Source organism: Frigoribacterium sp. NPDC087798 (genome assembly GCF_044742985.1).
Classification (GTDB): domain Bacteria; phylum Actinomycetota; class Actinomycetes; order Actinomycetales; family Microbacteriaceae; genus Frigoribacterium.
On the sequence record NZ_JBIUVP010000002.1, the window covers coordinates 439,691 to 460,212 of the forward strand.

Sequence of the window (20,522 nt, forward strand, 5' to 3'; positions counted from 1 at the left end):
GCCACGGACCGCCTCGGAGCACCCGGCGTACCGTCCACGCCATGAGCGACCAGACCTACACCGCCCGCTTCGTCGGCCACGACGAGACCACCACCGAAGAACTCACCCTCATCGACGGACTGCCGCAGAAGAGCGTCACGCGTCCCGGGGCCTCCGACGGCGAGGACCTGATGTGGGAGCTCGACGACGACGCCAGCGAGGGCGGCGAGTACGTCTACCGCTCCCTCGGCGTCTCGGGCCACGACTACAGCTGACCCACCCGCGGTCTGCACCACCGTCGGTCCGCACCACCCGCGGTCCGCACCACCCGATGGGCGTCGCACCGCCTGATGGACATCGCACCGCCGAAGTGGGCGGTGCGATGCTCAGTCGGCGGTGCGACATCCGTCCGGAGGCGCGATGCCCGCCCGGCGATGCGGCATCGGTCCGGGCAGGCGCCGGCTGCATCACCTTGGCGGGGGAGGCGCGGGACGCCACCCTGCCCTTAGCCTCGTCGGCATGTGGTTGCTGCTGTGGCTCGTGGTGCTCGTCTTCGGGGCCGCCCTCACGACGAACGCGACGGCGCGAGAACTCGCGGCCGTCGGCGACCGGCGGTTCCCGTGGTGGCGGCAGTCGCCGCACACGCCGGCGGGCCTCCGGTGGGGGCGCGGGCTCGGCACGGGCATGACCCTGCTGGGAGTCTTCGGCATCCGCGAGACCACCGACCTCGGCTTCTCGACCGTGATCGTCTTCCTTGCCGTGGCCGCCGCCCAATGTGGTCAGATCGCCTGGCACAACCGTCGCGTCGCCCGTCTCTCCGACGTCGAGTCGGGCACTGCCGACGCCTCGGCCTCGCGTCGGTCCTCCTGACGCAGCCGGCGCCGCCAGCGCGCCCGGCGCGAGCCGGGCCGCGGCCGCTCGGGCCCCGGCGGGTCAGGCGCGGCGGGTGGGGCGCACCGAGACGACCTCGGCGGTCGCCCCGTGCGGCAGGTCGACCACGAGCCGCACCGCGTCCGCGACGGACTGCGGCTCGAGGTAGAGCGACGTGTCGTACGTGCCACCCTCGGCCGTGACCAACTCGTGCTGCATGTCGGTGTCGACGCGGCCCGGGTGCACCGAGCTGACCCGGACGCCGTGCGGACGTTCCTCCTCGCGCAGGGCGTCGGTCAGCGCGCGCAGGGCGAACTTGCTCGCCGCATAGGTGCTGCCGTCGGGCCCTGCCGTGAACCCCGAGCCGCTGTTGATCGACACGACCGTGCCCTGCGCCGCCCGCAGCGCCGGCAGCAGCTGCCGCGTCACCTCGGCGACGGCGAACACGTTGACCTCGAAGACGCGCCGCCAGTCGTCGCGCTCCGTGTCGGCGACGGCGCGCCCGCCGATGACGCCGGCCGCGTGCACCAGCACGTCGAGCCCGTCGAGCGGCGGCACCGTGAGGGCCGGGCCCGAGAGGTCCGCGGCCCACGCCGTCGCGGACGGGAGGTCGGCGGTGATCGCCCGCAGCGCCTCCTCGTCCCGTCCGTGGACGATCACGTGGTGGGTACGGGCGAGGTCGCGGACGATGGCGAGGCCGATGCCCCGCGAGCCCCCGGTGACGAGTGCGGTCTTCATCGGACCAGTCTGCCGGTCCCGCGGGCCGCCGGTCGGGCCGGTCGGGCCGGTCGCCGGTCAGGCCAGCGGGTCGTGGCCCCAGTTCATGAGCGACCAGCGCCACTTCGTGTCGGTGACGTCACCCGAGGGGCGCTGCTTCGAGTGGCGCGCGACGTAGCCGTGGACCTTCTCCATGTGCTTCCAGTCGGCGTCGGTCAGGTCGGCCTTCTTCTTCTCGAGGATGCGCACGATGTGCCGGCCGCTCTCGTGCCCGACGGACTCGCCGCCGTCCTTCTGCCCCACCTCGCGCGACTCGTCGGTGTCGAGCCACTCGCGCAGCGTCGAGGCCGTCATGTTCACGTCGTCGTGGAACTCGTCCCAGGTCTGCTGTCGTCCGTCGTCTGCCATGCGACGAGCCAAGCACGCCCCGCGCCGCACCGCCCCGCTCCGCACCGCTCCGCCGGATCGACGAAGATGGCACGGTGCGCACCCTGACCGCCGGCACCGCCGCCCTGCTGCTCGCCGCCTCGCTCGCGGTCACGATGTCGTCGTGCTCGGCCGACGGGAACAACCCGACGGTCGCGCCGCAGGCGAAGATCCCGGCAGGGCTCGCGGTCGAGGGCTACGCCATCGCCTCACCCGACGCGACGACGGCCGCCGTCGAGGCGCTCGACCGCAGCGGGTCGGCGATCGACACGGTCGGCGTCTCGGGCGTCGCGATCACGACCGGCGGGGCCGGGGTCGCACCGAGCGACGAGTCGGCCAACTCCCTCCGCGAGGCCGCCCAGTCGGCGGGCGGGAAGGCCGAGCTGCTCGTCGTCAACGCGGGCCAGGACGGCTTCAGCGGTGAGCTCGCGTCGCAACTGCTGTCGAGCCGGGCCAACCGCGAGTTCGTCGTGTCGGGCCTCACCGGAGAAGTCGTCAACGGCGGCTGGGACGGCGTCCAGATCGACTTCGAGTCGCTCTCGGCCGCGGACGCCCCGGGGCTGGTGGACTTCGCCGCCGAGCTCCGCGACGCCCTGCCCGACGACGCGAGCATCTCGATGGCCCTGCAGCCCAGCACCGACCCGGAGGGGTACGCGGACCTCGGCTACGACCTCGCCGCCCTGTCCGACTCCGTCGACCGGTTCGTGCTCATGGCCTACGACCAGCACGGCGCCGGGTTCAGCGAACCGGGGCCCGTCGGCGGCCTGCCCTGGGTCGGCGAGGTCCTCGACGCCGCACTCGAGTCCGTCCCGGCCGACCGCCTCGACCTCGGCGTCGCGGGGTACGGCTACCGGTGGACGGGCGACGGCACCGCAGGAGGCGCGCTGTCGGTCGCCGAGGCCCGCACCGCTGCGCAGTCCACGGGTTCGTGGGACGCCGACCAGGCCGAGTACACCGCCTCGCCCGGCGACGGCTCGACCCTCTGGTGGTCGGACGGTCGCTCGATCACCGCGCGCGCCGATCTGGCCGAGTCGAAGGGGCTCCACGGCGTCGCGATCTGGCAGCTGACGACGGGGGACCCGATCCGCCGCGGCTGACGTCCGGGCGACGGGCCGCCCTGCGGCCACGGATGCGGCTCGTGCCGGATCGCCGCCGGAGGTGCCGCCTACGGCGTGACGACGCCGATCGGGCCGGTCAGCTGGGGGATGTCCCGGTCGCTCAGCAGCCAGTGTTCGCCGCGGCCGGTGATCAGCAACGCGAGCGGACCCGGACGGCAGACGACGAGCGCGCCGCCTTCTTGGTGCAGCACGCCGTCGAGGGCGCCGCCGAGGTCGCGGTCGTCTTCGGAACCCGACGCCGACAGGACGGCGCAGCGGCCCTCTGCTCCCATCGCCTGCAGCAGTCGGCGCATGCCCTCGGGGTCGCTGCGGTCAGGACCGAGCGGGTGGGCGACGGCCATGTCGACCCACTCGACCGACCCGGTCAGGTCGGCGAGGGCCTGCTCTTCGGGGCCGGCAGGGTCGACGGCGAGGTCGTGCACGGATTGTTTGCGATCGGGCGCGGCGAAGGCCTCGAGTGCGGTGATGACGGAAAGGGGGAGCGACGCCACGGGTGATCTCCTGTCGAGGGGTTCCCACCATCCTCCCACCCGAGCTGCCCTCACAGGTCCGTCCACAGGCGGAAACCGGAGCGGGCGCCGAGTCGAGCCGCCGCACTACGCTGCCGGAGAGCGGCCCGACGCGCGACGACGACCCGACCTGCCCACCCACGACGACGACGGAGACACCGTGAGCGACGCCCCCGGCCAGCAGCCCTGGCAGAACCCCCAGAGCCAGCAGAACCCCCAGAGCCAGCACCCCCAGGCGCAGCAGCCGGGGCAGCAGCCCTACCCCGGGCCCGGTGGGTACGCCGACCCGCTCAAGGGCACCAACCCCGGCGTCAGCACCTCGACCCCGTTCGTCTGGGTGCTCGTCCTGCTGCCGCTGGTGCAACTGATCGGGCTCGCCTTCTGGGACGTCGGCGACTACCTCGAGCGCACCGCCACGATCACCCCGGGCGTCTACCAGTCGCCGTTCACGCCGGGCTACCTCGCCTACATGGGCATCGGCCTGCTCGTCTACGCACTGACGGTCGTCTTCGCCTGGCTCGACCACCGGGCGTTGACGGCCCGGGGCATCGTGAAGCCGTTCCCGTGGCCGTGGGCGTTCCTCACGGTCGTCTACGTCGTCGGTCGCTCGGTCGTCGTGAAGCGTCGCACCGGTGGCGGGCTCGCGCCGCTGTGGCTCTTCATCGCCGTCTACCTGATCACGATCGTGGTCGCGTTCTCGGTGTTCATCGTGGCCTTCGCCGAGTTCGTGCAGACGATGCCGTCCCTGCCGACCGCCCCGTAGCGGGACGTGCTGCGAGGATGGTCCCGTGACCTCCTCCAGCGCACCCCGACTCGGCCTGCTCCTCGACGTCGACGGCCCGATCGCCAGCCCCGTGACCCGCAGCATCGCGCTGCCCGCGATCACGCGCGACCTCGTGGCGCTCGCCGCCCTCGGCGTGCCGATCGTCTTCAACACGGGGCGCTCGGACGCGTTCATCCGTGAGGAGGTCGTCGGTCCGCTGCTCGCGGCCGGCCTGCCCGAGGGGGCGCGGGTGCACGGCGTCTGCGAGAAGGGTGCCGTCTGGTTCACGATCGGCCCCGAGCACGGTGTCGACGGCATCGGCCCGATCGAGGTCGACTCGTCGCTCGCCATGCCCGCCGACTTCGGCGCCGAGATGCAGGCGTTGGTGGCGGACGAGTTCGCCGAGCTGGTGTTCTACGACACGACCAAGCACGCGATGGTCTCGATCGAGCAGCTCACGAGCGTCGAGTCGTCGACCTACCTGGGCCGGCAACGCGACCTCGACGAGAAGGCGATGCAGGCGCTGGTCCGCCGGGGCTTCGGCGTGCGCCGACTCGACGACGTGCGGCCCGACGCCTCCGGGGCCGTGCAGTGGCGCGTCGACCCGACGATCATCTCGACCGACATCGAGTCGGTGCGGCTCGGCAAGGACCTCGGGGCCGAGCGGGCGCTCGAGCTGCTGGCGGCCGACGGCGAGCCCCCGCTCGCCTGGCGCACGGTCGGCGACTCGCGCAGCGACTACGCGATGGCCGACTGGCTGCACGCGCAGGGGCACGCGGTCGCCCACGTCGACGTCCGCCCGGCCGACGGCGTGCCGGCGACGCCGTACCCGGTGCTGACGAGCTCGACGGGAGCGATCCACGACGAGGCCGGGGCCGAGTTCCTGGCCGGCTGGCTGGCCGACCTCACCGTCTGACGCCCGGCCGCGACGCGTCCGGGCCCGCGACGGGCCCTGCCACGACGGGCGCGGGCCGCGACACGCCCGGGCGTGGCCGTCCTCGAGGACGCCACCCGCGCCTCCTCGGCCCGCTCGCCGGGGTCGGTGCCACCCGCCCCGCGGCGTGCCCCCCGGACGGGTGAGACGGGTGAGCCTCGGGCCGGGACGGGTGTCACCTCCCCGCTGTCCATGCGGCCTGTGACCCCTTCGAGGGGGCGTACCCCCCGAACGGGTGTCGCGAATCGGCAGGAACGACCCTGTACTGTTTCGACACGTCCCCGGAACGGTCCCCCGAAAGGCCCACACCGGAGGCGAACCCGTCGATCGAGTGGCCCGAACCGCTCGCAGTCGACGGACCCGAAACGGGAGCCCCTGGCTCCCACCCGACCGCCGCCCACCCCGGCGCGTCACCTCGAGTCGCCGCCGTCGCCGACGCCCCTCCGGACGTCCGACGGCGGTCACCCACCGCCGCCGGCGTCCGGTCGTCTCTCAGACCCGAACCCGGAGAGAACACGCATGTCCCGAACCATGCGCGTCCGCGACAGCGACGCCGAAAACCGACCCGACACCGGTGCACCCGACACCGGCCCCGCCCTCGACGTGGCACCTCGCTCGCGCAGCGAACTGAGGCGCCTGGCACACCACGACGAGGAGCGGGGATCGCGGGCACGCCCCACGACGCGCATCACGAGCGACCACCACGCGTCGGTCGTCTCGCGCACCGAGGGGCGTGCCCACTCACCCTTCATGGTGCTGCTCGTGCTCGCCTGCACCATGGGCATCCTGCTCTACGGGCAGTTCCTGCTGAACCCCGCCAACCGCGGTGACCTGCTGCCCTACGTCGCGGTGATCATCGCGGAGGCCGTCCTGGTGCTGCAGGCCCTCCTGGCCATGTGGACGATCCTCTCGGGCGGTCAGAACCCCCGGGACTTCGACTTCCACTCGACGCAGGACACGCTCTACGACGAGGACGCGATCGACCGGCTCGGCGTCCGCGACCAGCCTCACCTGTGGCCGATCGTCGTCGACGGGAAGACCGTCGTCGTCGACGTCTTCGTCACGGTCTACGGCGAAGAACTGTCGAAGATCGCGATGACGGTCCAGGCCGCCGTCGCGATGCAGGGCGCGCACCGCACGTGGGTGCTGGACGACGGTCGGAGCGACGAGGTCAAGGACCTCACCGCGAGGCTCGGCGCCCGGTACATCCGTCGGCTGACCAGCCACGGCGCCAAGGCGGGCAACGTCAACTACGCCCTGTCGGTGGCCAAGGGCGACTACTTCGCCATCTTCGACGCGGACTTCGTGCCCAAGCCGATGTTCCTGCACGAGACCGTGCCGTTCTTCATCGACGAGAAGGTCGCCTTCGTCCAGACCCCGCAGTCGTACGGCAACCTCGTGAGCATCGTCAGCCGCGGCGCCGGCTACATGCAGGCCGTCTTCTACCGGTACATCCAGCCCGGCCGCAACCGGTTCAACGCCGCGTTCTGCGTCGGCACCAACGTCATCTTCCGCCGTGCGGCGATCGACGAGGTCGGCGGCATCGACACCGACTCGAAGTCCGAGGACGTCTGGACGAGCCTGTTCCTGCACGAGGCCGGGTGGCGCTCGATCTACATCCCGATGACGCTCGCGATCGGCGACGCCCCCGAGACCATCGAGGCGTACAGCAAGCAGCAGCTGCGCTGGGCGACCGGCGGCTTCGAGATCCTCTTCCGGCACAACCCGCTGAGCCCCCGCCGCACCCTGACGATGGACCAGCGCTTCCAGTACACGCTGACGGCGACCCACTACCTGACGGGCATCGCCCCGCTGCTGCTGATCATGGTGCCGCCGATGGAGATCTTCTTCGACCTGCGCCCGATGAACCTGCACATCTCGGTGCTGCAGTGGCTGCTCTTCTACTCGGGCTTCTACCTGCTGCAGATCGCGCTCGCCTTCTTCACCCTCGGGTCGTTCCGCTGGGAAGTGCTGATGCTCGCGTCGGTGTCGTTCCCGATCTACGTCAAGGCGTTGTGGAACGTGCTGAGCGGCAAGGACACGGCCTGGCACGTGACCGGCGGAGGCAAGGCGTCGAGTCCGTTCAACGTGCTCGTGCCCCAGGTGCTGTTCTGGCTCTTCCTGTCGCTCACCTCGCTCGTCGCGATCTGGCGGGACTGGGACAACCGGGTGCTCACGCTCGCCACGGTCTGGAACCTGATCAACACCGCCGTGCTCTCGGCCTTCCTGCTCGCGGCCCTGCGTGAGGCCGGAGCCATCAAGCGTGCCGCCCGCTCGGGGTCGAGCGCTCGCACGACCGTCGCCGGTCCGATCACGACCGGGCCCGTTGCCACGCAGACCCTCCGCACCCAGGTCGCCCGGCCCCTGCCCCGGAGCCACGACGAGTTCCTCGAGCTGTCGTCCGAGCAGCGACTCGAGCAGCGCCGGCGCGACGACGAGCGGCGTCACCTGCTCGAGGCCCGACTGGCCGTGGCCGACGACCAGCACGCCCACGAGGCGCAGCACGGCGACGAGGCGTCGCACACACCGCACGCGGGACCGGTGTCCGGACCCGACCGACACGACACGAACGACCGAGAGAAGGTGGTCTCATGACCTGGGGCAACAGGATCAAGATGACCGTCGGCATCCTGGTGGTGCTCGCCCTCGTGGCCGTCTTCACCGTCATCTTCACGCAGCGGCAGGCCCAGGTCATCAGCACCAGTGCCGCCATCGCGAGCCAGGACTTCTCCGTCGGCACCGACTACAGCGGCACGGTCACCTCGACCGACGCCGAGGTCGGCGACCGGGTGAAGAAGGGCGACGTGCTCTTCTCGCTGCAGAGCCCCTCGCTGCAGAAGGACCTCGCGGACGACGTCGTCGTCCCCGACACGGACGCCTACACGGTGGACGACGACGGCACCATCACCTTCATGGCCACCGTCGACGGCACGCTGTCGCAGCTCGACGTCCGCGAGGGCGGGTTCCTCGGCTCGGGAACGTCCGTGGCGACCATCGAGAAGGCCGGCACGCTCTTCGTGGACGCCGACTTCACGCTCACGCCCCGCGACTACGAGCGCATCCAGGACGGCGCGACCGTCGACGTGATGCTGCCCAACCAGCAGGTCGTCGAGGGCAGCGTCGACCTGGTCAGCGTGCAGACCAAGGACGGCGCGGCCGCGGCCACCGTCCGCGTGGTCAGCGACCAGCTGAGCGAAGGGGCCTACAACGGCCTCGTCGCGAGCGGCACGCCGGTCGAGGCGACCATGCACCTCCGCGACGACGGCATCCTCGCCGGGCCCGTGGACACCATGCAGGACTTCCTGCGCCAGATCGGGGTCTGACGATCCCCGGCGCACGGAGAAAGACGACGGGTCGGTCCGGCCGACGGGATCGTTCGGGATCACCGATCGGTTCCGGGCCGGCCCGTCACCCCCGGGAGGCGCGGGTCGAGATCCGACCCGCCCCGCGCCTCCCGACCCTCCGCCGGGTCCTCGCCGGAGTCGCCCTCGGCACGGCCGGCGTGCTCGTGCTGGCCGGCTGCACCGGCGGCTCGGACACGGACGGCGACACCACGGGCCGCCCCGACGCCGGAGGCGACGTGTTCCCCTCCTCGCAGGTCGACCCCCTGGTCGCCGCCCTGCCCCACGAGTCGGTCGGCACCGTCCCGACCATGCGCCTCGCCGACGGCCTCGTCCCGCCCACCAACACCTGGTTCTCGGGGCTGGTCTTCGGTGACGAGCCGACGCCCGTGTTCCCGTTCCCGATCTCGTTCCAGCTGACGCAGGCCGGCTTCGCCGCGGGACTCCCGGTGCCGGTGGCCTCCGAGAAGGCGATCGTGTCGCCCGCCCTGCCCGACGTCACCCTCGACGTCCAGGCCTCGGCGACCGAGATCAGTGCCTACGACGACGTCTCGGTGACGATCGCCCACCTCGACGGCGACGCGGTGCTCGGTCACACGACCGTCGCCGAGGGCTCGCCGGTCGTCTCGTACACCGCCGCGACCGCGCAGACCGACACCCTCGGGACTGCCGTCACGACCGTCGGCGACGGGCGCGGCACGTTCACCGTCGGCAGCACGACGTGGGGCGTCGCCGTGACGGACGGCAGCCTCGACGGCACGGCGGTCCGGCTCGACGAGGGCGGCTCGGTCGTCCTCGTGCCGCTGCCCGACGGGGCCACCGACGAGCAGGTGCGGACGGTGCTCGACGCGGCCGCCTCGCCGCTGACGTCGGTGACCACCGCGCACCGCGCCTCCGGGTCCGGGTCGTCGGCGGTGTCGACCACCGAGCTCGGCTACGAGACGGCGGCCGGGGGAGACACCCTGCTCGTCCCGGCCCCGCACATGGGCGACGCGGCGACGGGTGGCGGCACCGGGCTGGGCTACGACACGATCTACGGCACCGTCCCGTTGTCGATCGGCTCGACGCTGGCGTTCGACGCACCGGTCACCACGGCCTCGACCGGGCTCGACCTCTCGAGGCTGAGCGACGACCAGAGGACGCAGCTCGAGGACCAGGTCGAGGCCGACGTCGCCCGCACGGCGGAGACGCCGGTCGACACCTACTACGGCGGCAAGGCGCTCTACCGGTCGGCGATGCTCCTGCAGCTCGCCCGGCAGCTCGGGGACGACGCGTCGGCCGAGACCCTCCGCACGTCGGTCGTCGACCGACTCGACCGGTGGACCGACCCCTCGGGCTGCGAGACGCGCGAGCAGGAGTGCTTCGTCTACGACCCCGCCGTGAAGGGCGTCGTCGGCAAGGCGGCGTCGTTCGGCTCGGACGAGTTCAACGACCACTACTTCCACTACGGCTACTTCCTCTACGCCGCCGGCGTCGTCGCGGCCGACGACCCCGAACTGGCCGAGCGCTGGCGTCCGGTCATGGACCTGCTCGCCGCCGACATCGCCTCGGGCGCCGACAACGGGTCGTTCCCCGACCGGCGTGCCTTCGACCCCTACTGGTCGCACAGCTGGGCCTCGGGCTACTCGCCGTTCGCCGACGGGAACAACCAGGAGTCGTCGTCCGAGGCGGTCAACGCCTACGCGGGCCTGTCGCTCTGGGCCGCGGCCACGGGTGACGACGCGCTCGGCGACGAGGCGTCGTGGATGCTCAGCGGCGAGGCCTCGTCGGCGCTGGCCTACTGGCTCGCCCCCGACCTGACCGGCCCGACGTCCGCCGGCTACGGACACGCGATCGTCTCGCTGACCTGGGGTGGCAAGCGCGACTACGGCACCTGGTTCTCGGCCGAGCCGTCGGCGATCGCGGGCATCCAGTTGATCCCGCTGAGCCCGACCTCGGTGTCGTACCTGACGTCGTCGGCGGGCGGAGGCGCCCGGCAGATCGCGCGCGTGGTCGACGAGGCGAGCGCCTCGGGCTTCGACCGGCCGCTCGGCGACTACGTGCTGATGTACTCGGCCCTCGAGGGGCCCGACCAGGCCGCGGCGGCCCTGACGGCACTGGCCGACCTGCCCGAGACGGGCATCGACGACGGCAACTCGCGGGCCTACGCGATGGCCTACGTGATGACCGCCGGGGCGCGGTAGGGCCGAGCGCAGGAGGCGCGGGTCGGCGAGGGCGGGCCCGGCTCAGCCGACGAGGCGCACCGGTTCGACCAGGCGCACCGGGTCGACCAGGCGCTGCACGCTGCCGTCGGGGTGGTTCGCGACGAGGGTGCCGCCCCAGAAGCCGAGCTGGTCGCGGTCCGTGTCGAGCTGCCAGAGGCGGCGGCCGTCGGCCAGGTCGAAGGCGGTGACCGTCGAGGTGCGACCGCTCGAGGCGGTCGTGGCGTAGCCGGTCGTACGGCCGACGAGCGCGATCTGGGACTCGCCCGGCACCACCGCCCGGGCCACCTCGTGGCCCGACGCCGCGTCGAGCAGGCGGACGGTGCGCTGGGCCGCCTCGTCCGACGTGAGGTCGCCGGACACCGCCGCCGCGCCTCCTGGTTCGAAGGTCTGGGCGAAGACGAGCGACCCCCGGTCGCCGGCCGGGTCGGTGGTCACCCGCGCGAGCCCGTGGCGGCGGTCGCGGGGCGGGGTCGTCCAGAGCTCGGCGCCCGTGCGGCGGTCGACGCAGACGACCCCGGGCGTGGTCGAGAAGACGAGGCAGTCGCCGGTCGCCTGCACCCCGCGGTCCTGGCGGAAGCCGTGCCGCCAGAGTTCGCGCCCGTCGAGCGAGAGCGCCACCACCGTGCCGTCCGTGTCGTCGGTCGAGGTGGGGATCGCCGGGTCGAGGCCCACGACGACGAGGTCGCCGTCGACGACGAGGGTCGTGGCGGTCGGCAGGTCGGGCCCCCAGTCGTGCGTCTCGCCGGTGCGTCCGTCGACCGCGGTGATGGTCCCGCCGTCGAGGACGAGCAGACCGTCGGGGGTCAGGGCCTCGTCCTGGCTGCCGGTGGTCTCGCCCGTCCACACGGGGGTGTCGAGGTCGTCGGCGGCGTAGAGCGAGAACTCGCCCGTGCCGGGCTCCGCGTCGTAGTAGACGCGGGAGTCCTGGTACGAGAACTGCGGGTCGCTCGAGACGAGGGCCCAGGAGGCGGTGGCGTCGGTCAGGCGCGCACGCCCGTTCGGCGAGGTGGTCACGTCGGTCAGTTCGCCGGTCCCGAGGTCGAGGCGGGCGTACGACGAGGCGAACCCGTCCCCGCCGAAGCCCAGCGTCGAGACGAGGGCCGTGTCGGTGGCGCCGTCGGCGGGCCAGACCTGGACGAAGCCGCTGCCGGCGTCGAGCTCGGTGCCGAGGTCGACCCACCAGCGGACGGTGCCGTCGACGGGGTCGACCCGGGCGAGCCTGCTGACGGCCTGCGCGGTGCTGCCGAAGCCGCCGTCGAAGCGGCAGTCGGCGCCGACGTCCGTGGCGGCGCTCGTGCCCCTGCCGTCGTCGCCCGCGGCACCGCCGGCGCTGACGAGGACGTCGCCGTCGAGCCGGTCGGGGCCCACCGCGGGCTCCGCCTGCCAGAGGAGGCACCGACCCTGGTCCGCCGGCACGCCGACGTCGGCGGGCGTCAGCGTCCACGACCAGGGGACGGGCTCGTGCCGCAGGTCGTCGCCGACGACGCCGTCGAGCGCGGCGGCCGACGAGTACCGCGGTGCCTCGACCAGGCCGACGGTGGTCACGAGCGCCGCGGCGGCGGCGACCGCGGCGGCCACGAGGGCGAGCCGGCGAGGGCGGGAGGCGCGGTGCCAGACGGCGGTCCCGCGGCGGCGGGCGCGCGCGAACGGCTGGTCGCTCGGTCGGGCGTCGTCCGTCACCCGGCCATGGTACGAGGCGGGCGTGCGGGCGGGCCGTGAGCGGTCCCGGGGTCGCGACCCGCGCCTCATGGGCTCCCGGGGTCGGCCGTTAGGCTGGTGCGGGCCGTCCGGTCCCGCCCGCCGGTGCACGAGCGGCTCCGCCCGTTCGCCCTCTCGTCGCCCGTCCCCCGAAGGAGCCGTGCCATCGAAGCCGTCGTCATCTCGATCCTCGCCCTGGCGATCGTCGTGCTCGTGGTCATCCAGGTGATCTACCGTCGCCGCGTGTTGCAGCGCCGCGAGGCCTCCGGTCAGCGGGTCGTCGGCCGCGGCACCTACGTCGTGTTCGGCGTCATGGCGGCGTTCTTCCTCTTCGCGGTGTTCGTGTTCCCGCTGCTGGTGCGGGGGTAGCCCGTGTCGAACCGGGCCGTGGAGCACCGCACCGCGTCTCGTGCATCCCACCGTGTCTAGTCACGGTGCCGTGCACGAACTGCGGCGTGCTGTCCCGGCCGACGTCGAGGCGTGCCTGGCCGTCTGGGTCGCGGCGTGCGCCGCACGCGACGGGCGAGCGTTCGACGGGGTCGCCGAGCGGGCCCGGCCGAAGTTCGGCGCGGGCGTCGTCTGGCTGGTCGCGGACGCGCCCGCCGTGGACGGGCCCGACGGGGACGGGCCCGACGGGGACGGGCCTCGTGGCGTCGACGGGTTCGTGCTCGCGACGCGGCCCGGCAGCGGTTTGCCGGGCGACCCCGAGGACGCCCCCGTCGTCGGCCTGCTGGCGACCAGGCCCGGCGCCCAGGCGCGCGGGCTGGGGCGTGCCCTCTTGAGGGAGGCGACCCGCCGGCTCGGCGCGCTCGGCCACCACCGCGTCGTCTTGCACGCACTCCTCGACAACGTCGCCGCGGTCGGGCTCTACGAGAGCGAGGGGTGGGTGGCCGCGGGCGACCCGTTCGAGCACTCGCTGCTGAAGCGGCCCACGCAGCGGTTCGACCGGCTGCTCTGAGCCGAGCGCGTCGGCGCCGCAGCCGTGTCGTCAGCGGTCGGCCACCGCCGTCGGATCGCCCAGGCGTCGGACGACGCCGTCCTGGGTCACGACGACCAGGTGCTGCCCCCAGAACTCGTACGTCAGCACGTCGTCACGCGACGTCCGCCAGAGCTCGCGGCCGCTCGACCGGTCGAGGGCGACGATCGCCAGACGCCCGTCGACCCCGAAGGTCTGCTGGTAGACGGTCGTGCGGCCCTGGGCGAGGGGTGCCGAGTACCCCGGCAGGGTCGCCTCGAAGACCACGCGCCCGTCGTGGGCGTCGAACGTCGTCACGGTCGAGGTCTCGTCGCCGAAGTCGCTGGACGGTGAGACGGTGACCTGCACGTCGTCGAAGGCGGAGCTCGGCGAGGGGTTCCACCCCGACTGCACCGTCTGTCCGCTGGCGACCGGGACCGTGGTCGACCACACGGTCTCGCCGGTCGAGGGCGACAGGCAGGTGACCGCGCTCCGACCCACGGGTCCGTCCGCGTCGGCGGTGTCGCCCGCGTCGGTCGTGTCGCCCGAGTCGTCGGAGCCCCTCGGCCCGGCGACCACCGGGTCGCCGCTCACGACGGGGGCCGTGACCGTGACGCACCGGTCCGACACGATCAGCGAGGCGTCGCCCGACAGGTCGGCGGACCAGTCCACGGTGCCCGGCCGGTCCTGCGAGAAGGCGACCAGCTGCTGCCCGGAGGGGGCGGCGAGCGTCACGACGACGTGGTCGCCGGCCGCCTCGGGCCAGCCGTAGGTGTCGTCGTCGATCGGCAGGCGGTGCACGTCACCGGTGGCGGCATCGATCACCCGTGATCCGTCGCCGGCCGTCGTCAGCACGTAGAACTCGTCGTCGACGAGCCTCACGGTGGCCTGCGACGGTTCGTCGGCTCGCCACGACACGGCGTCGGGGGCGTCGAGGGCACGGAGCTCGTACCCCGTCACGTCGCCCTCGTCGGTGGTCGGCCCCGAGCCGTCGGGCCCGAACCTCGTCCGGGGCTGGTGCGAGACGAGGACGGTCGTCGACGAGACCTCCTCGATGCGCGTCACCTGGTCGGGATCTGACGACTCGACCGCCGCCGACCAGTCGGTGACCTCGCCCGTCCGCAGGTCCAGCCGGGCCAGGGTCGAACCCGCGTCGACCTCGACGACCAGGGTGGCGGTGCGTCCGTCGGCGTCCGGCGTCACCCGGACCGACCGCACGGCCCGCCCCAGGGCCGTGGCCACGTTCGCGCTCCACACCACGTCACCGGTGTCGCCGTCGACCCGGGCCAGGCGCCCTCCGGCACCCCCGCAGCGGTCGGACTGCTCGGCCGACTGGGCGGTGACGAGCGCGTCGTCGCCGACCATCCCGGCGAACGCGTAGTAGGCGCACCCCGAGGGCATGCCGGGCGTGGCCGCACCGGCCAGGTCGGTCCGCCAGACGGTCGCCGTGGGCTCGGACCGCAGGTCGTCGACGAGCATCGCGGGGCGCACCGGCTCATCGTACCGCGGCTGCATCGCGAGGCCCGCGCCGGCGACGAGCGCGGTCACCACGGCGACGGCACCGACCGTCAGCCCGAGACGGCGAGCCCGGGAGGCGCGGCTCCACCCCCGGCGCAGCGCACGACCCGTCCGGCGTCCGACCGCCTGCAGCGGGGGTCGCCCCGCGCGCCGTCCTGCTCCGGTGGCCTCCACCCCGTCGTGCCCGTCGCGAGCATCCGCGTCGGCTGCGTGCTCGTCGGGGTGACCGGTCGGGGAGGCGGGCGTCGCCGGGGAGCCGGCCCGCGCCTCCCGGGCTGCCGCCGGGCGCTCGGGACGCGTCGGCTGCCACGGTCGTCCGTCCACGATGCCCCCCTCGCCCGCCATGCTACGAGACGCGGCCGGTCCGCCGGTATGCTGGCGCGTCGTCCCCCGAGACGGGGCGACCCCATCGCCCGCACCACCCAGGAGGCAGCATGAGCACCGTCCCCAAGGCCCGGGGCCTCAGCACCCTGTGGCGCACGAAGTCGGTCGAGTCGTCGCTCGCCGACTCGACGGGACCCGAGAACGGGCTGAAGCGCTCGCTCGGCGTCACCGACCTGACCCTCATGGGCATCGCCGTCGCGGTCGGGGCCGGCATCTTCTCGGTGGGCGCCAACGCCGCCGCGAACTTCGCGGGCCCGGGCGTGACGCTGTCGTTCATCCTCGCGGCCGTCACCTGCGGCCTGGCGATCATGTGCTACGCCGAGTTCGCCTCGACCATCCCCGTCGCGGGCAGCGCGTACACCTTCACCTACGCCACCCTCGGCGAGTTCCTGGCCTGGATCATCGGGTGGGACCTCATCCTCGAGACCCTCACCGGGGCGGCCGTGCTGGCCAAGTACTGGGGCATCTACCTCAGCACCGTGTTCTCCGGCTTCGGTCTCGACGTGCCCGACACCCTGTCGATCGGGCCGCTCGAGCTGAGCTGGGCGCCGTTCGTCATCGTCGCGTTCTTCACCGTGCTGCTCGTCCTGGGCACGCAGCTCAGCTCGCGCGTGGGCAGCGTCTTCACCGTGATCAAGGTCGCGATCGTGCTGTTCGTCATCGTCGTCGGCTTCTTCTTCGTCAAGTCGTCGAACTACACGCCCTTCGTCCCGGCGTCGCAGCCCCGACCGGCCGGCGAGGGAGACGTCTGGACGCAGTCCCTCTTCTCGTTCGTCTCGGGTGCCGAGCCCGCGCAGTACGGCGTCTTCGGCCTGCTCGCCGGCGCCTCGCTCGTCTTCTTCGCCTTCATCGGGTTCGACGTCGTCGCGACCAGCGCCGAAGAGGTCAAGAACCCGCAGAAGACCATGCCCCGCGGCATCTTCCTGGGCCTGGCCATCGTCACCGTGCTCTACGTCATGGTGTCCATCGTGCTCACCGGCATGGTGTCGTACCGCGACCTCGCCGCCGTCGAGGCCCCGACCCTGGCCACGGCCTTCGACCTGGTCGGCGTCGGCTGGGCCGCCCAGGTCATCGCCATCGGAGCCCTCATCGGCCTGACGACGGTCATCATGGTGCTGCTGCTCGGCCTCGCCCGCATCGTCTTCTCGATGGCGCGCGACGGCCTGCTGCCCCGCTGGCTCGCGAAGACCTCGGCCGTCCGCAAGACGCCCGTGCGCGTCCAGGTCATCGCCGGTGTGCTCGTCGCCCTGATCGCCGGGTTCACCGACGTCGGCGTCCTGGAGGAGATGATCAACATCGGCACGCTGTCGGCCTTCGTGCTGGTCAGCATCGGCGTCATCGTGCTGCGGCGCACCCGGCCCGACCTCCCGCGGGCGTTCCGGGTGCCGCTGTCGCCCGTGCTGCCGATCCTGTCGGCGGTGCTCTGCGTCTGGCTGATGTTCAACCTGACCACGCTCACCTGGGCACGGTTCGCCGTCTGGCTCGTGATCGGCGTCGTCGTGTACTTCGCCTACGGGCGTCGGCACTCGCGGGTCGGTCTCGGCGAGGACGCCGCCGCCCCGGCACCCGCCGTCGACGCCGGTGGCCGTCCGAACTGAGCGGCACCGCCGACCGACGGAGGACCCCGTCCCGGACGATGCATCCCGATCCTTCGGGGGCCGTCGTCGGGGACGGGGTCCTTTCGCTGTGTGCCCGGGGTGTGACCGGCGGGGCCGGGCCGGGCGCGCCTCCTCGGCCTCAGGAGGCGCGGTGCGGCGCAGGAGGCGCGGCGCCGGTCAGGAGGCGCGGTGCGGCGCAGGAGGCGCGGTGCCGGTCAGGAGGCCGGGGGCGTGTCGAGCGCGTCGACGGCGGCGACGACCTCGTCGACCTCGGTGCGGGTCGTGTAGTCGACGTGGACGTCGGCGAAGACGACCTTGCCGTCGCGGTCGACGACGAGGACGGTCGGGAACGGAACGTCGGCGGTCGCGTCGGCGTTGCTGTCGGCGACGTCGAATCCGAGGTCGGAGTGCACCGCACGGGCGGCCGCGACCGGCTCGGTCTGGATGCCCAGGGCCCGGACGAACACGTTGCCCGGGTCGGACAGCACCGGGAACTCGAGGCCGCCGTTCGCGACGGACCGTTCGCTGCCCTCGGGCGTCTGGGGGCTGATCGCGACCAGGGCGACGCCGCGCTCCTGCAGTTCGGGCAGCAGGTCGGCCTGGTAGGTCTTGAGCGTCAGGTTGCAGTACGGGCACCAGGCGCCGCGGTAGAAGACCAGGACGGCCGGGCCCTCACCGACGGTCTCCGACAGCGAGACCTCGTCGCCGGCGGTCGTCACGAGCGTCGCGTCCACGATCGTGTCGCCCACCCGGACGGCGGCCGCGGGGACGCCCGTGTCGCGGAGGGCCGACTGCTCGTCGTCGAGGACCTTCGTGGCCTCCGTGCCGATCTCGGCGGTGAACCCCTCGTTGAACTCGGTCACCTTGTCGGCGATGCGGGTGGGGATGGGGGAGTCGGCGTTCGACATGGGGTCCTCTCGACCGTGACGGGGTGCACCGGGTTCGGGCCGGTCACCTCGATCGAGGGTAGGCGGATGCGCGCCCGGGGGACCGCACGGGGCGGGGTGGTGTTCGCAATCGTCCGGCCGCGGCCCGGCTCGGGACCGGCCGCGCGCCCGTCCTCGGCGGCCGCACGGCGCCCCGCACGGGCGTGTTGGCTGGTGCGGTGCAGACGTTCCTTCCCTACGCCGACTTCCGTGCCAGCGCCGAGGTGCTCGACGACAAGCGTCTCGGCAAGCAGCGGGTCGAGACGCTCCAGGTCATGCGGGCGCTCGTCGTGCCCGGCTACGGCTGGCAGAGCCATCCGGTCACCGCGATGTGGCGGGGGTACCGGCCGGCGCTGATGGCCTACCAGGTCGAGACCTGCGCGGCGTGGGTCGCTCGGGGCTTCGCCGACACCTGCCTGGACAAGACGCTGGCCACCCTCGACGAGGTCCCCGCCGACGCGGCGGCGTTCCGCGCGGACGAGTTCGAGCTGCCTCCGTGGTTCGGTCGGGAGGACGTCCACCGCTCGCACCGGTCGAAGCTGCTGGCGAAGGCACCCGAGGCCTACGCCGCGGCGTTCGGCGACGAACCCGCCGACCTGGACTACGTCTGGCCCGTGCCGACTTCGGGCGACGCGTCGCGATGACCGGCGGGGTCACCGGACGGGGTGACCGGGCGGGCGGGTGACCCCGCGGGGTCAGGCCGCGCGCGGTGACCGGACGGGGTGACCGGGCGGGGTCAGGCCGCGCGCGCCTCCAGCAGGTCGAGGGCGGCGACGATCTCGTCGACCTCGGTCCGCGTCGTGTAGTCGGTGTGGACGTCGGCGAAGACGACGACCCCGTCGTGGTCGATGACGAGCACGGTGGGGAAGGGGATGTCGCCCGTCGCGTCGGCGTTGCTGTCGGCGACGTCGAACCCGAGCTGGGTGTGGACGGTGCGGGCGTCGGCGCTCGGTTCGGTGCGGATGCCGAGCGCGCCGCTCAGCACGTTGCCCGGGTCGGACAGCACGGGGAACTCCAGGCTGCCGTTCGTCACCGACGCCTCGGAGCCCTCGGGGGTCTGCGGGCTGATCGCGACGAGCGCGACGCCGCGCTCCCGCAGGCGCGGCAGCAGCTCGGCCTGGTAGGTCTTGAGCGTCAGGTTGCAGTACGGGCACCAGGCGCCGCGGTAGAAGACGAGCACGGCGGGCCCCTCGCCGACGGTCTCGGCGAGCGAGACCTCGGTGCCCTGCGGCGTCAACAGTGTCGCCTCGACGACGGTGTCGCCGGGTCGCACGGCGTCGTCGGGCACGCCGGCCTCGCGCAGGGTGCTCTGCTCGTCGTCGAAGACCTTCGAGAAGTCGGGGCCGATCTGCGCGGTGAAGCCCTCGTTGAACTCGGTCACCTGCTCGGCGATGGTGGTGGGGGCGGGGGTGCTGGCGGTGCTGCGGGTGTCGGTGGGGTTGCTGTTCGACATGGTCGTCCTCTCGCGCTGACGGGCTCGCCGGGTACGGCCGTCGGGTGTCGCCGATCGTAGGCACGTCACCTCGGACCGACGCCGATCCGCGTCACGGGGCGTCACACGCGGCCGGACGGCCGGGCGCTCGGGCTCTCGGGCGCTCGGACCCTGCCCTGCCGATCGACCCTGCATCCCGGCGCTGCTCGGCCGCCGACCCAAGCCGCCACGATGTAAACATCCCGCCACACGATTGCGTGGCGGGATGTTTACATCGTGGCGGCGTGGCGGCGTGGCGGCGTGGCGGCGTGGCGGCGTGGCGGCGTGGCGGCGTGGCGGCCTGCCGGCGTGGCGGTCGGGCAGGCGACCGTCAGCTCTGGCAGTGAGGGCACCAGTACGTGTCGCGGAGTTCGAGTTCGCTCTCGCCGAGCTCGCCCCTCTTGATCTTGGTGCCGCAGCGCAGGCACGGTTTGCCCGCCCGGCCGTAGACCCAGTCGGTCGTGCCGCGGAGTTTGCCGGTCGTCGTGCGGTCGACGCGGTCTTTGTTGGCCTGGATCAGCCGGTGAGCGAGGTCGATCATCTTGGGCCGGTTCTCGACCTCGCCGACGGGACGGGTCGGGAGCACGCCCCTCAGGAAGCAGAGCTCGTTGCGGTACACGTTGCCGACACCCGCCAGCACCCGTTGGTCGAGCAGCGCGAGCCCCACCTCGCGGGACGGGTCGGCCTCGAGGTTGGCGAGGGCGCGCGCCGCGTCCCAGTCGGGGCCGAGGAGGTCGGGGCCGAGGTACGAGACCACGCTGTCGTCGTCGTCGCGGGCCACGAGCTCGACGATGCCGAGGTCGAACCCGACGGCGACCCAGTCGGCGGTCTCGAGCACGACGCGCGCCTGGTAGGCCGGACGTCTCCACTTCGTGCCGTGCCGGTAGACGTGCCACGAGCCCTCCATCTTGAGGTGCGTGTGCAGCGTCAGGTCGCCGATGTGGTGCAGCAGGTGCTTGCCACGGGCGATCACGTCGTCGATCACCTCACCGCTGAGGTCGACGGTCGCGAACGCCGGCACCCGGAAGTCGCTGGCGGTGAGCGTCTGGCCGCGCAGGACCGCGTCGAGGTTCTTGGCGGCGCGGTAGACGGTGTCTCCTTCGGGCATCGG

General features: G+C 73.0%; 20 protein-coding genes. 12 read left to right on the forward strand and 8 right to left on the reverse strand.

Annotated elements, in window-relative coordinates; genetic code table 11:
• Positions 1 to 41: 41 nt before the first annotated feature.
• Both ACIOSR_RS09065 and ACIOSR_RS09070 read left to right on the forward strand, forming a co-directional pair.
• The gene (locus tag ACIOSR_RS09065; protein WP_043596779.1) at positions 42 to 254 is read left to right on the forward strand and encodes a hypothetical protein; all 213 of its coding nucleotides are present in this window, start codon (positions 42 to 44) and stop codon (positions 252 to 254) included.
• 244 nt (positions 255 to 498) lie between these two features.
• Entirely contained in the window at positions 499 to 849 is a 351-nt protein-coding gene (locus ACIOSR_RS09070) for a hypothetical protein (RefSeq protein ID WP_402752415.1), read from the forward strand.
• A gap of 63 nt (positions 850 to 912) precedes the next feature.
• On the opposite strand, the gene ACIOSR_RS09075 is transcribed toward ACIOSR_RS09070, so the two are convergent.
• Both ACIOSR_RS09075 and ACIOSR_RS09080 read right to left on the reverse strand, forming a co-directional pair.
• Entirely contained in the window at positions 913 to 1,587 is a 675-nt protein-coding gene (locus ACIOSR_RS09075; RefSeq protein ID WP_402752416.1) for an SDR family oxidoreductase, read from the reverse strand.
• Positions 1,588 to 1,644: 57 nt separating this feature from the next.
• Positions 1,645 to 1,974 carry a DUF3140 domain-containing protein gene (locus tag ACIOSR_RS09080; RefSeq protein WP_056043833.1) on the reverse strand — a complete coding sequence of 110 codons (330 nt, stop codon included), beginning with the start codon at positions 1,972 to 1,974 and terminating at the stop codon, positions 1,645 to 1,647.
• A gap of 74 nt (positions 1,975 to 2,048) precedes the next feature.
• On the opposite strand from ACIOSR_RS09080, the gene ACIOSR_RS09085 reads away from it, so the two are divergent.
• Positions 2,049 to 3,089, forward strand: coding sequence for a glycosyl hydrolase family 18 protein (locus ACIOSR_RS09085; RefSeq protein ID WP_402752417.1), 1,041 nt, complete (start codon positions 2,049 to 2,051; stop codon positions 3,087 to 3,089).
• Positions 3,090 to 3,157: 68 nt separating this feature from the next.
• On the opposite strand, the gene ACIOSR_RS09090 is transcribed toward ACIOSR_RS09085, so the two are convergent.
• On the reverse strand, positions 3,158 to 3,601 hold the full coding sequence (locus tag ACIOSR_RS09090) for a hypothetical protein (RefSeq protein ID WP_043596785.1): 444 nt from the start codon (positions 3,599 to 3,601) through the stop codon (positions 3,158 to 3,160).
• Between the two features lie 178 nt (positions 3,602 to 3,779).
• Between ACIOSR_RS09090 and ACIOSR_RS09095 the strand changes: the two genes are divergently transcribed.
• From ACIOSR_RS09095 to ACIOSR_RS09115, 5 genes are all read left to right on the forward strand, one after another.
• Positions 3,780 to 4,382: a hypothetical protein gene (locus ACIOSR_RS09095; RefSeq protein WP_402752418.1), complete on the forward strand. Its 603-nt coding sequence runs from the start codon at positions 3,780 to 3,782 to the stop codon at positions 4,380 to 4,382.
• A gap of 25 nt (positions 4,383 to 4,407) precedes the next feature.
• Positions 4,408 to 5,298: a hypothetical protein gene (locus ACIOSR_RS09100; protein ID WP_402752419.1), complete on the forward strand. Its 891-nt coding sequence runs from the start codon at positions 4,408 to 4,410 to the stop codon at positions 5,296 to 5,298.
• Between the two features lie 537 nt (positions 5,299 to 5,835).
• Positions 5,836 to 7,911, forward strand: coding sequence for a glycosyltransferase family 2 protein (locus ACIOSR_RS09105; RefSeq protein WP_233568462.1), 2,076 nt, complete (start codon positions 5,836 to 5,838; stop codon positions 7,909 to 7,911).
• On the forward strand, positions 7,908 to 8,639 hold the full coding sequence (locus ACIOSR_RS09110; protein WP_056043811.1) for an efflux RND transporter periplasmic adaptor subunit: 732 nt from the start codon (positions 7,908 to 7,910) through the stop codon (positions 8,637 to 8,639). Before ACIOSR_RS09105 ends, ACIOSR_RS09110 begins: the two co-directional genes overlap by 4 nt.
• A 179-nt stretch (positions 8,640 to 8,818) precedes the next feature.
• A complete protein-coding gene (locus tag ACIOSR_RS09115) occupies positions 8,819 to 10,840 on the forward strand; it encodes a glycosyl hydrolase (protein ID WP_402752420.1) in 2,022 nt (673 codons plus the stop codon).
• A gap of 42 nt (positions 10,841 to 10,882) precedes the next feature.
• Here ACIOSR_RS09115 and ACIOSR_RS09120 read toward each other — a convergent pair whose 3' ends face one another.
• Positions 10,883 to 12,541 carry a PQQ-binding-like beta-propeller repeat protein gene (locus ACIOSR_RS09120; protein ID WP_402752421.1) on the reverse strand — a complete coding sequence of 553 codons (1,659 nt, stop codon included), beginning with the start codon at positions 12,539 to 12,541 and terminating at the stop codon, positions 10,883 to 10,885.
• Between the two features lie 123 nt (positions 12,542 to 12,664).
• On the opposite strand from ACIOSR_RS09120, the gene ACIOSR_RS09125 reads away from it, so the two are divergent.
• Both ACIOSR_RS09125 and ACIOSR_RS09130 read left to right on the forward strand, forming a co-directional pair.
• Positions 12,665 to 12,928 (forward strand): hypothetical protein, encoded by a 264-nt coding sequence (locus ACIOSR_RS09125; protein WP_159827947.1) that lies wholly within the window; start codon positions 12,665 to 12,667, stop codon positions 12,926 to 12,928.
• A gap of 52 nt (positions 12,929 to 12,980) precedes the next feature.
• Complete coding sequence (locus tag ACIOSR_RS09130; protein ID WP_402752422.1) at positions 12,981 to 13,517, forward strand: GNAT family N-acetyltransferase; 537 nt, start codon at positions 12,981 to 12,983, stop codon at positions 13,515 to 13,517.
• A gap of 30 nt (positions 13,518 to 13,547) precedes the next feature.
• Here ACIOSR_RS09130 and ACIOSR_RS09135 read toward each other — a convergent pair whose 3' ends face one another.
• Positions 13,548 to 15,356 (reverse strand): PQQ-binding-like beta-propeller repeat protein, encoded by a 1,809-nt coding sequence (locus ACIOSR_RS09135; protein WP_402752423.1) that lies wholly within the window; start codon positions 15,354 to 15,356, stop codon positions 13,548 to 13,550.
• A 110-nt stretch (positions 15,357 to 15,466) separates the two neighbouring features.
• On the opposite strand from ACIOSR_RS09135, the gene ACIOSR_RS09140 reads away from it, so the two are divergent.
• Positions 15,467 to 17,014, forward strand: coding sequence for an APC family permease (locus tag ACIOSR_RS09140; protein ID WP_056043796.1), 1,548 nt, complete (start codon positions 15,467 to 15,469; stop codon positions 17,012 to 17,014).
• Positions 17,015 to 17,229: 215 nt separating this feature from the next.
• On the opposite strand, the gene ACIOSR_RS09145 is transcribed toward ACIOSR_RS09140, so the two are convergent.
• Positions 17,230 to 17,922 carry a peroxiredoxin-like family protein gene (locus ACIOSR_RS09145; RefSeq protein ID WP_402752424.1) on the reverse strand — a complete coding sequence of 231 codons (693 nt, stop codon included), beginning with the start codon at positions 17,920 to 17,922 and terminating at the stop codon, positions 17,230 to 17,232.
• Between the two features lie 197 nt (positions 17,923 to 18,119).
• Between ACIOSR_RS09145 and ACIOSR_RS09150 the strand changes: the two genes are divergently transcribed.
• Complete coding sequence (locus tag ACIOSR_RS09150; RefSeq protein ID WP_173153596.1) at positions 18,120 to 18,584, forward strand: MSMEG_6728 family protein; 465 nt, start codon at positions 18,120 to 18,122, stop codon at positions 18,582 to 18,584.
• A 92-nt stretch (positions 18,585 to 18,676) separates the two neighbouring features.
• Here the strand turns inward: ACIOSR_RS09150 and ACIOSR_RS09155 are convergent, their stop codons facing one another.
• Complete coding sequence (locus ACIOSR_RS09155; RefSeq protein ID WP_402752425.1) at positions 18,677 to 19,393, reverse strand: peroxiredoxin-like family protein; 717 nt, start codon at positions 19,391 to 19,393, stop codon at positions 18,677 to 18,679.
• Positions 19,394 to 19,742: 349 nt separating this feature from the next.
• A complete protein-coding gene (locus ACIOSR_RS09160) occupies positions 19,743 to 20,519 on the reverse strand; it encodes an Fpg/Nei family DNA glycosylase (RefSeq protein ID WP_402752426.1) in 777 nt (258 codons plus the stop codon).
• Between the last annotated feature and the right edge of the window lie 3 nt (positions 20,520 to 20,522).

Coding starts and splice junctions, on each gene's coding strand:
- ACIOSR_RS09065 (WP_043596779.1), top strand. CDS start 42: ATGAGCGACCAGACCTACACCGCCCGCTTCGTCGGCCACGACGAGACC.
- ACIOSR_RS09070 (WP_402752415.1), top strand. CDS start 499: ATGTGGTTGCTGCTGTGGCTCGTGGTGCTCGTCTTCGGGGCCGCCCTC.
- ACIOSR_RS09075 (WP_402752416.1), bottom strand. CDS start 1,587: ATGAAGACCGCACTCGTCACCGGGGGCTCGCGGGGCATCGGCCTCGCC.
- ACIOSR_RS09080 (WP_056043833.1), bottom strand. CDS start 1,974: ATGGCAGACGACGGACGACAGCAGACCTGGGACGAGTTCCACGACGAC.
- ACIOSR_RS09105 (WP_233568462.1), top strand. CDS start 5,836: ATGTCCCGAACCATGCGCGTCCGCGACAGCGACGCCGAAAACCGACCC.
- ACIOSR_RS09110 (WP_056043811.1), top strand. CDS start 7,908: ATGACCTGGGGCAACAGGATCAAGATGACCGTCGGCATCCTGGTGGTG.
- ACIOSR_RS09140 (WP_056043796.1), top strand. CDS start 15,467: ATGAGCACCGTCCCCAAGGCCCGGGGCCTCAGCACCCTGTGGCGCACG.
- ACIOSR_RS09145 (WP_402752424.1), bottom strand. CDS start 17,922: ATGTCGAACGCCGACTCCCCCATCCCCACCCGCATCGCCGACAAGGTG.
- ACIOSR_RS09155 (WP_402752425.1), bottom strand. CDS start 19,393: ATGTCGAACAGCAACCCCACCGACACCCGCAGCACCGCCAGCACCCCC.
- ACIOSR_RS09160 (WP_402752426.1), bottom strand. CDS start 20,519: ATGCCCGAAGGAGACACCGTCTACCGCGCCGCCAAGAACCTCGACGCG.